Origin of the sequence: Akkermansia muciniphila (genome assembly GCF_040616545.1) — a bacterium.
Classification (GTDB): domain Bacteria; phylum Verrucomicrobiota; class Verrucomicrobiia; order Verrucomicrobiales; family Akkermansiaceae; genus Akkermansia; species Akkermansia muciniphila_E.
Map to the genome: position 1 here is coordinate 666,533 of NZ_CP156688.1, position 13,680 is coordinate 680,212.

At 51.4% G+C, this 13,680-nt stretch carries 9 protein-coding genes and 1 pseudogene; all 10 read right to left on the minus strand.

Annotated elements, in window-relative coordinates; genetic code table 11:
* Positions 1 to 97: 97 nt before the first annotated feature.
* The 10 genes and pseudogenes from ABGM91_RS02780 to atpD all read right to left on the minus strand — a co-directional run bounded on the left by ABGM91_RS02780 (position 98) and on the right by atpD (position 13,630).
* The gene (locus tag ABGM91_RS02780) at positions 98 to 448 is read right to left on the minus strand and encodes a hypothetical protein (protein WP_354833503.1); all 351 of its coding nucleotides are present in this window, start codon (positions 446 to 448) and stop codon (positions 98 to 100) included.
* A 255-nt stretch (positions 449 to 703) separates the two neighbouring features.
* A complete protein-coding gene (locus ABGM91_RS02785; RefSeq protein ID WP_354833505.1) occupies positions 704 to 949 on the minus strand; it encodes an RHS repeat-associated core domain-containing protein in 246 nt (81 codons plus the stop codon).
* The gene (locus tag ABGM91_RS02790) at positions 928 to 2,532 is read right to left on the minus strand and encodes a hypothetical protein (protein WP_354833507.1); all 1,605 of its coding nucleotides are present in this window, start codon (positions 2,530 to 2,532) and stop codon (positions 928 to 930) included. Before ABGM91_RS02790 ends, ABGM91_RS02785 begins: the two co-directional genes overlap by 22 nt.
* An 87-nt stretch (positions 2,533 to 2,619) precedes the next feature.
* Positions 2,620 to 2,823, minus strand: coding sequence for a hypothetical protein (locus ABGM91_RS02795; protein WP_354834882.1), 204 nt, complete (start codon positions 2,821 to 2,823; stop codon positions 2,620 to 2,622).
* Positions 2,800 to 3,140 (minus strand): annotated as a pseudogene (locus tag ABGM91_RS02800) (F0F1 ATP synthase subunit beta); the annotation flags it as partial. The pseudogene ABGM91_RS02800 and the gene ABGM91_RS02795, both read right to left, overlap by 24 nt.
* A gap of 1,029 nt (positions 3,141 to 4,169) precedes the next feature.
* The gene (locus ABGM91_RS02805) at positions 4,170 to 4,784 is read right to left on the minus strand and encodes a hypothetical protein (RefSeq protein ID WP_354833509.1); all 615 of its coding nucleotides are present in this window, start codon (positions 4,782 to 4,784) and stop codon (positions 4,170 to 4,172) included.
* A 21-nt stretch (positions 4,785 to 4,805) separates the two neighbouring features.
* A complete protein-coding gene (locus ABGM91_RS02810; protein WP_354833511.1) occupies positions 4,806 to 10,820 on the minus strand; it encodes an RHS repeat-associated core domain-containing protein in 6,015 nt (2,004 codons plus the stop codon).
* 381 nt (positions 10,821 to 11,201) lie between these two features.
* Positions 11,202 to 11,759: a DUF5069 domain-containing protein gene (locus ABGM91_RS02815; RefSeq protein ID WP_354833513.1), complete on the minus strand. Its 558-nt coding sequence runs from the start codon at positions 11,757 to 11,759 to the stop codon at positions 11,202 to 11,204.
* A complete protein-coding gene (gene atpC, locus ABGM91_RS02820; RefSeq protein ID WP_102712071.1) occupies positions 11,756 to 12,178 on the minus strand; it encodes an ATP synthase F1 subunit epsilon in 423 nt (140 codons plus the stop codon). The genes ABGM91_RS02815 and atpC overlap by 4 nt, the downstream gene beginning before the upstream one ends.
* Positions 12,179 to 12,202: 24 nt before the next feature.
* Complete coding sequence (gene atpD, locus ABGM91_RS02825) at positions 12,203 to 13,630, minus strand: F0F1 ATP synthase subunit beta (protein ID WP_354834788.1); 1,428 nt, start codon at positions 13,628 to 13,630, stop codon at positions 12,203 to 12,205.
* Between the last annotated feature and the right edge of the window lie 50 nt (positions 13,631 to 13,680).

The following is a 13,680-nucleotide window of genomic DNA, read 5'->3' on the forward strand; positions in this document are numbered from 1 at the left end:
AGAAGATACAAATATATTATCTAAGTTTACAGAAGACTCTCGCAGGTGATCATCCCCCCACGAAAAAGAACCTAAACATAAATATATTATTAAGATATTAGTACCTAGTCTTCCCAGATTTCGGAAGACGTGGCTTCGGTAGTAAAGGTTTTCCGTGTTCATCTAAAATAACAATATTTGCTTCTTTATTTGATTGGGTGTCATCGATCTGTCGCGCTACCAAGATAGCTGTGAAATCTTCTTCTGAGAATTGTGTTTTTATATCTTGATCCAACTTTTTTATTCTGAGAGTTTTACGAGCTGGTTTCGGAGTACTTTGAATAACATATGCAGGGACACTTTCAGGATTGTCCATTTTAGGAACTCTATGTCCATTAGCCCATACAAATCCATATCCAGTACGTTCATCTTCTGGAAAAAGGGAACCAGGTCCAAATACGCCTTCCAACCTTCCGTCTAGAACGAATCCTGTTTTTTCATTTATACCATCGTGTTTGAATACGATATTGTGAGAATGCCAAATCGCTACTTCACAATAATTTTTTGGAGCTACTTCTGGTTGGCGGTGATATGTTGTACTCTCTGCTTCGTGATTACTTACTTTATATGAATAGGAATTAGCTGTTTTTTTCTAAATAAAGCTCCTCCATGCTCGACAGTTTGCCTGCCACTTAACATCTTAAAATTTGCTTTTTTAATAATTTTACTTAGTGCAGCATAAAATATGCTTAGATACTTCTTCTTTCAAGAATTTTGTTTCATTATCATAATCATCCACCAAAGCAGGCTTTAATCCTAATAAGTCTAATTTATTTATCACAGCATTTCCTGAAAATGCATATAAATTTGCTCCCCCCTGTTCATCAATAGGATCCCTGTTAATCCATCTGCCGTCTGTAGGATTCAGGTGGCGGTAATTGTAGTAGATCAGGCCAAGCTCGTCGTCCATGAACTCGAAGGAAAACCTGAACTTGTTTTCCTGTGCCCTGTCGCCTGCGCCGTGATTAGGGCTCCAAGGGGAGCATACTCATAGCGCGCCCTTCGCGTCTGCTTACAGTCGAAGATGGAAGTGACGTTCTTCAGAGCATCGTGCATGAAGCAAAAATGTTCCTTTATCCCCGTACTATTATCCTTCCATTTGGTCATCATCAGGATACGCGAGGCCATCGGTTCCGTCGGATCCCACAGGTAGGTTTTCACAAGCCTGAAAGAAGGGCTCATCAAATCCAGTTGGGCCACCTGCAAATAGCCCCGGTAAAGGAACCAGCAATGGCTGGCTGTTAAGCCGTTGACGGTGATCTTCTTGCTGAAGCGTCTTCCCTGGTAGTCGTAGCCGCAGGTAAGGACAGTCCGTCCGTCTTTGCTGGTAAAAATTACAGGGCGGTCATTGGCATCACAGCTCACTTTCCAAATGCCGGTAGAAGTCTTGATTCTGGTCTGATTGCCGTCTGCATCGTAAGTGGGAATGAATGGTTCCGTATTTCTGGTAATGTCCGTGTACTGGTTGAGCCGGTTGGCATTGTAGGATACTTCTTCCTCCAGTTCCCGTGCAGTCTTGCGGTTGCCGATGTTGTCGTACTGGTAGCTGTAGATGCCTCTCTCCCTGAGTTGATCTCCAGTCAATTCACTGCGGCTGTTGGAGGTAAAATCTCTTACCATGGCAGGAATGGCAGCGTCCCAGGAGTCCCGGCGTTGAACTGGACGCGTCAGGGCATCATACTGGTATTCACGGCCGGCGACCATGCCTCCATTTCCCTGCTTCTCATAGCCAATGGAAGCCACGAGGTTGAGCCTGAGATGGTAGATGTTGCTGCGAACCATGCCGTTGGGGTAGGTGAGCCGGTTGAGGAAGCCGCTGGTTTCATCGTATTCCCAAGTGAAGGAAGAGGCCAAATCATCCAGATTCATCCCATTCATGCCACCTTTCCGATCGTAGTCAAGATGGGAGTGCTGCACCGTGCGGGTCCCGGTCATGAGGCGGTAGCCGGCGGAACGTCCGAACGTGTCGAAGTCTTCCTGAAGGCTGCTTTCCACCGTTCCAAAGGAAGTGTCCCGAACCATTCTGCCGTAACTGTCATGGGAAAGTTCCCGGAGGCCGGAGGCGTCCCGGATAAAAGTCATCTGCCCGAGATGGTTGCAGGAGAACTCCCATCCCGGAGTATCGTCGCTGTGGGAGACGGAGACAAATTCTCTTGTCAATGGAGCATAGGCGTACGTCGTGACAACGCCTCTGGCCTTGGTGACGGTTTCCGGACGATTGAACTGGTCGTAGGTTCTGAGAACGCAGGAGCCGTCGGCATAGGTTTTCTTCAGTTCCATTCCCGTGGCCTCGTCGTAGAGCCAGGTGGTAGTGTCCCCGTCGGCGTGGCCAAAAGGAGCAGTGGTGATGTCCCCTTCGTCCACCCTGAAGGTGGTCAGGGTCACCATATGATCGGCCTCGTCGTAGGCGAAGCATGCGGGCTGGAGGGACGTGCCGTATTCGGCTATCTTTCTTCCCTGGATGTCGTAGGAATAGCAAGTAGTACCTCCCATGGAATCGGTGATGGAAGCCACAGCATCGCAGCAGGGAAGGTAGCTGGTGGTGGTTACGTTGCCGGCTGCATCCGTGGTTTTGACTGGTCATCCGTCTAAGTCAGTTCCAATCGTTGTGACATTGTCCTGGGCATCCGTCTGATGCAGAATCATGCCTGCAGAGGTATAGGAGCGTTCCTGCGAGGAATGAATGCCCGCATGGTTCGTCTGGCTCACTGTAAAACCATCAATGACCAGGTCCACCTTGGATTCCTCCGGCTTTTCCAGATTAATCACGCCGGATTCTAACATTTCATTGTACAAGTCGTCCCTTCACGGGTGCGTTCCCCCACCCCGGCAAAGACGGAGAGGCCGCTGCGCGCCTTGGCAATGTTGTGGATGAGCTCCATGATAAACACGGTCTTGCCCACCCCCGCACCGCCAAAGGCGCCGATTTTACCGCCTTTCAGGAAGGGGCAGATAAGATCGATTACTTTGATGCCCGTTTCCAGCACTTCCGTGCTGGTGGATTGTTCCTCCAGCGGGGGAGCGCTGCGGTGAATGCTTTTCATGCCGGAGCAGTCAAGCGTGCCGCGTTCGTCCACGGCTTCACCCAGCACATTGAAGATGCTATAATCATGAAAATAATAGAAGAGTGCAAGCTATAATATTTACTCAAATTTTGATTTTCCTCATCATATAATAAATACTTATAAAAAACATAACATATTTAAAATAAATAATGAAATTAATATAAGCAATGATGTTCAGTTATACCATGCGCCTGAAGCCATCGATATAAAAACTATAAATATTATAATCAAAAAATAATTTAATATTATTAAAATTAACGGATTTATTTATTATTTTTAATACCATTAATAACAATAAATTACAGATATTGATGCTGTGGTTTATTATTTGTATCGTCCTGATGGTATTTCTAGGTCCAGAATCGGGCTTATTTGCCCCATATTATTTATTTGGTATAAGGTTGTTTGCCCTTCAGATACTACCTTAATTATAAATCTAGTCAAGCTATAAGAGGTAGGAGTTGTTTCCTTAATGACTTCCCACAATACATAATTATGTTTTTCGGAGCAGGTTAGTCTGCCAGAGCAAGAGTCTGCCTAGTGACGTTACCAAAGGTGTTGTATTCATAGAACGTAGGCACCATGGAGACAGAAGAACTGCTGTTGTCCGTGTCGTGTTGCGTGCCGACGTTATGATCTCTGCGGTAGTAGAGGAATCCTACGGTCGTCGGAGGGGCTGGACGACGGTCTGCCCGAAGCCGTTGTTCAACGTTTGGGACAAGATGGTGTCTGGGCTATATCATATAGCAAATGGTTCCCTTTAACTTTTACAGGATCTGTTATAGTCTTGCAATTTCAGGATTCTATCTTCGCCAGTCTCATGTAAAAGACCGCAGTGCATCAGATAGAGCTACAGAGACCAGATATGACAGCAGTGCGTTCACGGATAAGTAATAGAAAACAGATGTTATTGAGATTAGTAGTCCTAAAAAACATCCGGCATGCAAACAGCATGCCGGATGATGAAATAAATAATTGTCAGATTGTATTTAAATAATTTTTTATTTTTTCATGAGAAATACAATTTTTTTATTATATTTTTTGAGAGGAAAGGAAATGGATTCTTTAGTCTTCAATTTTTATTTCTGCAAATAGTGAATTTGAGTTTTTAGAAATATATTCTTTTATCATATAAGCATTGTTACAAGCTATTTCTTTAGATGGGTATGTTATTGTCTGAAACAAAAAAACGTGAATGTCCCAAGGCAGTAACTTTCTTTTTCTTGGTATTCTGATTTTACCTTCCAAAAGTCCTCCGATTGTGGAATCGTATATTTCGAGAGTAAGAATGGGCTTTCTATTTTCCAATTGAATTCTTTTTGAGACAAAAAATCCAATAAAGGAGTATTGAGAGCTATCCAGGCTACTCTTGCTGGAATACAAGGTATTTATAGATGGTATTGCTGTAAAACAGATAACAGTGATGAGAATCAGAAAGGGAAGTGCCTCCGAGCAATTGTTCGCGTACTGCGTATCTACAGTGATTGCATAAATACAATACAACGTTGTCAATAAAAACCCGGTGGCAGGGATGAAAAACAATCCTGTAAGAACTATTTTTCTCCACAGGGGTTCGTAGGATACTCTTTGTACTGATAGGATTCCATTATTTAACGAAAAGGAAAGCGAGTAATTTATTTTATTAATGAGATTTTCATTTAAATTAAGTCCTTGAATCATCTTATTTTTTAATGATTAATATCATGAGTTACAGTATTTTTTTAGTATAGCCAATGAAGAAGCTGTTGCAAGATTTTTTTCAGGATAACTATAGTTTCCTCCTGCGGAAATTGTCTTATTGAATCCTAAGACCCCTATATTGATATAGGCGCTCCATGAAATGTTTGCCTGAAGTGAAATATCACCATTACATAAATTAAGACATAAATCTCCAGAGCCTGAAGCATTTGCACCAAAACGTTGTCGATTAAACTGTCCCGTTGATTTATTTCTATAGCCGCTGCGTCTGTGTTCTGCAACAGCAAAGGCTTCTACGGATACACATACTTTAATATTAGATAATTTTTTACATTTATCGTGAGAAATTTTAGCTTTGCCTCCTACCCTAAGTCCTGCATCAACATGTACACCCAAATATTTGGAGGCAAGTTTATCAATTTTTTTAACGCTTGGTATTGTCCACTGCCAAGCTGCATAAAATTCGCCTGAAACTTTGAAGTAGGGATCAGTTTGTATTTCTCCTTGTACTCTTGCATAAAATGGAGCACCAATGATCCCTAGATTGACTTCATAGGAGACGGTGTATAATCCAATAATATCATTAGATATTGTAGGTGAATTATAGATATAAGAATACAAATTCCATCCACTCTGTTCCTGAATGGGATCTCTGTTAATCCACCTGCCGGTTGCGGGATTGAGGTGCCGATAATTATAGTAGACAAGCCCCAGTTCGTCGTCCGAGAACTCGCAGGAAAACCTGAACTTGTTCTCCCGGGCCATGCCCCCTTCTTCCGTGATAGGACTTCCGAAGGGAGCATACTCGTAGCGTGCTTGTTGTTTCTGCTGACCGTCGAAGATGGAAGTGACGTTCTTCAAGGCATCGTGCATAAAGTAGAGATGCTCTTTTACTTTCATTCCGTTTTCCTGCCAGCATGTCATCATCAGGACGCGCGTTGCCGTCGGTTCCGTTGGATCCCACAAATAACTCTTTACCAGCAAGGGTTCAGGATGCGTCAAATCCAATTCGGCTACCTGCAAATAGTCCCGGTACAGGAACCAAGAATGGCTGGATACTGCCCCATTGACGGTGGCCTTCTTCTCGAAGCGCCTTCCCTGGTAGTCGTAGGAGCAGGTAATCACGGTTCTTCCGTCTTCCTGAGTGAAGATCACGGGGCGGTCGTTGGCGTCGTAGCTCACCTCCCAGATGCCCGTTGAGGTCATGATGCGGGTCTGGTTGCCGTCGGCGTCGTAGGCGGGGGTAAAATGTTCTTCTCTCCCGGCAATCTCCGCGTACTGGTTAAGACAGTTGGCATCGTAGGATACTTCTTCTTCCAGTTCCCGGGCGGTTTTGCGGTTGCCGATGTTGTCGTAGGAATAGATAAAGCTTCCTCCCCGGCTGATCCGGTCTTCGACCAGCTCGCTGCGGCCATTATAGGTAAAATCTCTTAGCGTGGCAGGAGTGGCGACATCCCAGGAGTCCCGTCGCTGAATGGGACGCCCCAGAGCGTCGTAGTCGTATTCGTGGCCGGCTGCCAATTCGCCGTCCGCTCCCTTCCTGTAACCGATGGCAGTTACTAGGTTCAGTGTGGAATGGTAGGTATTGCAGCGGACCATGCCGTTGGGGTAGGTGAGATAGTTGATGAAGCCGCTGGCTGGATCGTATTCCCACGTGAAGGAAGATGCTAAACCTTCCAGATTCATCCCAATCATGCCACTCTGCTGGTCATAGTCAAGATGGGAGTGCTGCACGGTACGGGTTCCAAGCATCAGGCGGTAGCCTTCAGAACGTCCCAAGGCATCGTATTGTTCCTGGATGCAGCTCTCCACACCTCCAAAGGAAGTGTCCTGGATCATGCGGCCATAGGAATCGTAGGAAAATTCCCTGATGCCGGAGGCATCGGAGATAGAGACCACTTGACCTAGATGGTTATAAGAATAGAGCCAGGGTATGGTTTGATCACTGTGAGAAATGGAGACAAGTTCTCCGGTCAATGGAGCGTAGATATAGCTGGTGACGATCCCTCTAGCCTTGGTCAATGTCTCCAGACGGTTGAGCTCGTCGTAGGTCTTGGAGACACAAGAACCGTCGGCATAGGCTTTTTTCAGTTCCAGACCGGTGGCTGGATCGTAGAGCCAGGTGGTGGTGTCTCCATCGGTTCGGTTGGAAGGATCGGAAGTGATGTCTCCCTCATCCGCCCGGAAGGTAGTCAGGGAGACCATACGATCGGCTTCGTCGTAGGCGAAGCAGGCCGGCTGGGTGGCAGTGCCGTACTCGGCCGTCTTTCTGCCGCGGATGTCATAGGAATAACAGGTTGTTCCTCCCAAAGCGTCGGTGATGCAGGCAGGATTGTCATAGCAGGACGAGTAGCTGGTGGTGGTGACATGGCCCGCAGGATCAGTAGTCTTAACTGGGCGTCCTGCAAGATCCGTTTCTTCAATAGTGGTATTGCCGCGACCATCGGTTTTTTCCAGAATCACCCCTGTAGAGGTGCAGGAATGCCGCTGGATGGAACAGATTCCGGAGTGGTCGGTCTGGCTTACGGTAAAGCCGTCGACAATAAGAGACTCGGCTACGATGTTTGAAGTGGGAATCCGGCTGAACTGGGTGCGCTTGGTTGGTGCAATGTACTCCGTCCACTGCATACTTTCCTGACCATAGACGTCTAGAGAAATCGACTTGCTTTCCAATACAGGACTGAGTTCGGAAACCAGGCTCTCCGTGGCCTGGGTGAGGGGGAGACCGTCGGCATTGTAGGCGGTGGAAGTCTGCACCTGGTAGACGCCGTCTTCTCGGAGCCGGTAGCGGGAGGAGTGTTCCGATATCCTGTTTCTGGTAGTGTCATTGGGATGAAGTTCCTCCAGCAGGACAGTTTGCTTTACGACTTGCCCCAGTTCGTTGTAGTCCGTGACGGTAGGGGCAAGGTCCTCCGTCTGGGAACGCGCGAGTAGCCCTTTGTCATTATAAGTGTTCCTGGTAACGATAAAGCTACCCAGAGTATTGGGCTGTTCCTGCCGGACGGTTTGACCAAAGCCGTTTTCCAGAGACCGCGACAGCACAACTCCCTTGGACAAGGTCGTGGTCAGAATGCCTTCTTCGGTTAGTTCCAGCCGGGTCTCCATCTCTCTTTGCCCCGTTCCTCCTTGTAAGGTGGTTGTGCCGTCGTAGTAGGTTCGAGTGACCAGGGTAGCCCCTGCAGGAGTGGTGACGGTGGTGGTGAGTCCGTCATCACTGTATTCCTTCCTGGTGACCCGTCCCAGGATGTCCGTAGAGGAAACGACCCGTCCCTGATCGTCATACTCCGTGCTTTCCGTCGTCGTCATGGGACCCACGTCCCGCCGCACGGCGATCGTCCTTCCCGCAGCATCATAGCTGTAGGAGGTAATCGTTTCTGGTGTGGTTTCTGTCGCCGAGCGGATGGTTTCCACCAGCTGCTTGGCCGTGTTGTAGCCGTAGCTGGTGGTGATGCCGTCTTCGTCGGTTTCCCTCAACGGGCCACAACACATCCATTCCGTCGTGCTGGTGCGCCCGTTGCCCTTCGTCGTCTTGATGAGCCTTTGCTCCTCGTCGTACTCGTAGTCCTCCGAGGCAATCAGCGACCAGCCTTCTCCGGTGTGAACGTATTGTTCTTTCCTAGTGGTGGTGCCGTTTTCAGCGATGTATTCCACGTTTCGGGTGCTTTGTCCGGGAACAATGCTTCCGTTGGCCTGCACGGTCTCCGCCTCCTTGTGGACGGCCCCGTATTCCGCGGCTGCTTCATAGGAATAGACCGTCTGAACGCCATTGACGCCCTGGCTCATCTTCCGCCTGCCCCGGGCGTAGGGATACTCCGCCATTTCTCCATAAGTCTCCTCTACACTGGTGTGGACCTGGTCGGAGCCCAGTGCGGTTTCCTTCACCGTGGTGCGGCTGACCTGCGGACTGTCTTCATACGTGTAAGTGCGCTTGAGAAGTTGGGTTTCTTCTCCATTCTCGGCAATGACCACCTTAGTTTCCGTGGCTGGCCTGAAGTCGTTAAAGCGCAAGTCGGCGTAAGTCGTGCGTGTCCCCTTTTCACCTCCTCCGGCCCAGGGAGTGGCTTGCAAGATGACCCGCCCCTGCTCGTCGTACTCGTAGCGCGTGTAACCGCCGTCGGGCTTGATCTCCAGGGACACCCGGAACTGGTCGTTATAGGTATAGAGGGTGGTCCTGGCCAGAGAGGTCTTGTACCCCTCCGTCCGGCTGATGGTCAGCCAGCCCCCGTCGGTGTACTTCTTGACTGTACGCGTGCAGGAAGAAGGCTCTTCCTCGTTGATGCCCTGAATAGTTTCAATGCGCTCCCACTTGGAACCGGGCAGCACGTTTTTCTCTACCGTTCGCACGGTGCGCTCGTCTCCCTCTCCCTGGATGGTCGTCACCTTGTTGCCTTCCGTCCTTCGCTGCGTCCGGAAGGCAGGCATTCCTTCCCTCTGCTCGGTGATGTTCATCACCTGCACGCCCTGGTCGGAGCTCAGTTCATAGACGGCCGTCTTGTAGGGAGTTCCCGTGCCGGCAAAGCCGCGCGCATTCTTGCTCACCTGGCAGGGAGCATACCATTCCAGGGTAAGCTTGCTGCCTTCCGGAACCGCCTGCAGCAGACCCTGGGACTTGGACCAAATGCTCTCGATAGCTCCCGTGGAAGGATGGCGGTTCACCTTCATCTGCCGGGAATAATCTTCCGCCGTGGTTTCCACGCCGGAGGCGGAGACCAGGGAGACGACCTTTCCGGTGGCTGCCGAGAAGCGCAGGGTGCGTCCATTGCTCTGGACCATGTCCAGATAGGCGGGAGAGCCGCCGGTGCAGGGAGACTTGTCGGCATTCAGCTTCTGAACCTTGTAGTTCAACTTGCGCGAACTTCCGGAGACGGAGGCTCCGGCATGGCCGTCAGAACTCTGGAAGGAGATGGAACTGCCCGTGGGCCGTTTAACGGAGATCTGTCCGGTTGCGGGATTGCAGGAGGCGGTCCATTCGAGGGGATGCTTGTAGCGCAGAGTGATGGGCCATGGGGAGGAAGGTTCGGCAAGAGTGCGGGGAACGGGGGAATTATTTCCTCCTCCCCCTCCTGAGTCTCCGGTTCCTACTTCCAGTAAGCCTTCGCAGTCGTCAGCCCCTTCCGGATAGCCGCCGAAGAAATGGGAGGTGTTCTTGCTGCAATCGGACTGTTCGATGTCTTCGTCGCAATCACAGGAACAGGGGCATGGACAACCTCCTTCCTCCGGCTCGCTGGAGGAAGAAGAGAGGGAACTGGAACTACTGCTGGAAGAGGAACTGGAGCTGGAACTACTTGAGGAACTCGACGACGAGCTGCTGGAAGAAGAACTGCTGGAGCTGCTCGAGGAAGAGCTGGAAGACGGAGCGCTGCTGGAGGACGTTGGAGTCTCAGGCACCAAGGAACTGCTGTGGAAACTGGAAGACGAACTGCTCGAGGAGGAAGAGCTTGAACTGCTGCTTGGCTTGGGATCAAACTCAAACGAATCTCCTCCCCCTGCCGAACTGCTCGACGAATCCCCTTCTTCCACCTCCTGGTACAGGTTGACCAGCGTCAGGACGGTTTCTCCTTCCTTGCCGGCAGGCGTGTTTTCCGCCAGCAGGTAATAATCCAGGTCGGGCTCTCCTTGCTTGTCGCACATTAAGGCAATGCAGAACTCCTCTTCCGACCCCAAGGAAGGCTGGTATTGATGGACGATGTGGCACCAGTAATAGCCCTGTTCGAAATGAAGCTGGCGGCAGAGAGGCGTGGAAGAGCCGGCCTCCGTGGCAAGTTCCAGCTCCTTGGCGGGGATGGAAAGGGAAATGGAGGAGCGGGCGTGAAGGTGGAGAAACCAGGTGGCGGGAGCCATGACCTTGAGGTATCCGAACCATTCGTGGCGGGTAGGGGAGGAAGCGATCCGTTTGGGAACGAGAACGGGAGCGGTGAGGCCGTTGACCAGGAAGTTGCCCTGGGGCTGGCCGTTGGGATACATGGGAATGAAGGGGTAGACGGTGTCCATGGCACCGATGTTGAAAGTGTTGTTCATGGTAATGAAATGATGTTGGTTCAATGGTTGCCCCTACCATGAAACAAAAACTACCAGTGTAAACACGCCGCGAACGTTATGATATTCAAATACACAATAATATTATCAACATAGGTATTTCATAAAATACATAATGCTTCTTCTGATTCTCTTGATTAATCAAGGCGACAATACAGATTTTTCCAGCGACCAGCTTTAAAGTACCAATAAAGCACAAGACATCTGATCATCCCTATCCACGACGCTAGATACCGCCGGTCAGCGAACTTTCTTTCCTCCTATAAGATTTCCCTGGAAGCACCGTCTAACCAAACGCCAGTTCTACAGACGCTCTGCTTCATCAAGCCTTCTCCCACCAAAGGGAGTCACGATGCAGAAACATCATTCACCATCGAGCGGCTTGGCCGTGGAACTCAGCGTGCACTGGCGCACGTAGTCGTACACCTTGGGGTCACTGTCGCCCGCGGCCCATACTACCCGCAGGAAATCGGCGGGATGGATGTTACCGTGTTCCCGGAGGAAGCGGCGGTCGTTCTCACAGCAGTAGATGACGTCATCCCCCATGGAGCCGACCAACTTGGCCCGCGCCTTGGCAATCAGGCGCGGAAGGTACGGAAGGCCGCTGAGTTCATCCCCGAAGCCCGGCAGGTCATACCCGATGACGGGCTTGCCTTGGTAAAATTGCCCATGCTGGATGGTCAGGAAGAAGTCCCTGCGCGCCGCGGCTATCAACAGCACCGTGGTGGGGGAAGGTTCTCCCGTGCGGGCATAGAGTTCCACAAAGTCAAACAGTTCCCGCGTTCGGCAACCGATGGAGGACAGGAAGATGATTTCCTGGTCCGTAAAGAAGCCGTCCACATTCCTGTGGCCTTCATGGTAGCGCCCCACCGCCTCGCGGAAAAGGTCGTAAAACGTGTCGTTCCAGTCTTCCGCCATCATCTGCCGGGGGATTTGTGTTTGCGCTTGAAGTTCAGCATCATGATCTGCTTGGTCAGGTTCGCCTCAAACCGGGCCTGTTCCTCGCGGGACATTTCCGAGCGGGCCTTCAGCACTTCCTGCGCTTCCTGAATGGCCCGTTCCACGCTGCCTTCATCAATCTGGGAGGAGTTGAGGGCCAGGTCCGTCACCATCAGGACGTGGTCGTCATTGACCTGGACAAAACCCGTTCCCACCACCATGCTTTCCTCCGGGCCGTCCAGGGGCTTGTAGCGGAGTTCCCCCGGTTCCAGGGAGGTAATCAGGGCCGTATGGTGTTCCAGCACACCCATCTCCCCGAGGCTGCCGGGCAGATACACGTATTCCACCGTGGCGGCAACGGCCACTTCATCCGGGGTAATGACTTTGAACTCCATGCTCATGGTGTGGAACTGCGGGAAAAGGGGTTATTTGGCATCCTTCGCCTCCTTGAGGACGTCATCTATGCCGCCGCGCATGAAGAAGGCGTCTTCCGGAACCATGTCCAGCTTGCCTTCCAGGATTTCCTTGAAGCCGCGGACGGTTTCCGAGACGGGCACGTAAGCGCCGGGAATGCTGGAGAAGACTTCCGCCACGTGGAAAGGCTGCGTCAGGAAGCGCTGGATCTTGCGGGCGCGGCTCACGATGAGCTTGTCTTCTTCCGAAAGCTCGTCCATGCCCAGAATGGCAATCATGTCCTGAAGGTCCTTGTAGCGCTGCAGCACCATCTGCACGCCGCGCGCCACTTCATAGTGCTCATTCCCCACGATTTCCGGGGCCAGGGCCTTGGAGGTGGAGGACAACGGCTCCACCGCAGGGAACAGGCCCTGGGCGGCCAGGGAACGTTCCAGCACCACCGTGGAGTCCAGGTGGGCAAAGGTGGTAGCCGGGGCCGGGTCCGTCAGGTCGTCCGCAGGAACGTAGACGGCCTGCATGGAGGTGATGGAACCGTGCTTGGTGGAAGTGATGCGTTCCTGAAGGTCCGCCATTTCTTCCGCCAGGTTCGGCTGGTAGCCCACGGCGGACGGCGTGCGGCCCAGCAGGGCGGACACTTCCGACCCCGCCTGGGAGAAGCGGAAAATGTTGTCAATGAAGAGAAGGACGTCCTTGTGCTCCTCGTCGCGGAAGTATTCCGCCATGGTCAGGGCGGACAAAGCCACGCGCAGACGGGCGCCGGGAGGCTCGTTCATCTGGCCGTACACCAGGGCCACCTTGGATTCCTCCGGTTTTTCCAGGTTGATCACGCCGGATTCTATCATTTCATTGTACAAGTCGTTCCCTTCACGGGTGCGTTCCCCCACCCCGGCAAAGACGGAGAGGCCGCTGCGCGCCTTGGCAATGTTGTTGATGAGTTCCATGATGAGCACGGTCTTGCCCACCCCCGCACCGCCGAAGGCGCCGATTTTGCCGCCTTTCAGGAAGGGGCAGATAAGGTCGATCACCTTGATGCCCGTCTCAAGCACTTCCGTGCTGGTGGATTGTTCCTCCAGCGGGGGGGCGCTGCGGTGGATGCTCTTTTTTCCGGCGCAGTCAAGCGCGCCGCGTTCGTCCACGGCGTCACCCAGCACATTGAAGATGCGGCCCAAGACGCACTGCCCCACCGGCACTTCAATGGGGTGCCCCATATCCCGCACGGGCATGCCGCGGCGCAGGCCGTCCGTGGAGCTCATGGCCACGGCGCGCACCCAGCCGTCACCAATGTGCTGCTGGACTTCCAGCACCAGGGTTTTGCGCTTTCCGTCAACTTCATAGTCCACTTCCAGCGCATTGAGCAGGGCCGGAAGCGTTTCAGCCCGGGAAAAATCCGCATCGACCACGGCGCCGATGATCTGAACGAGAGTGCCTGTGTTATTCATCATGAGAAAAACTTGGTGTTGAAATAGAAGAGGTGAGGGTTCTGTTTGAA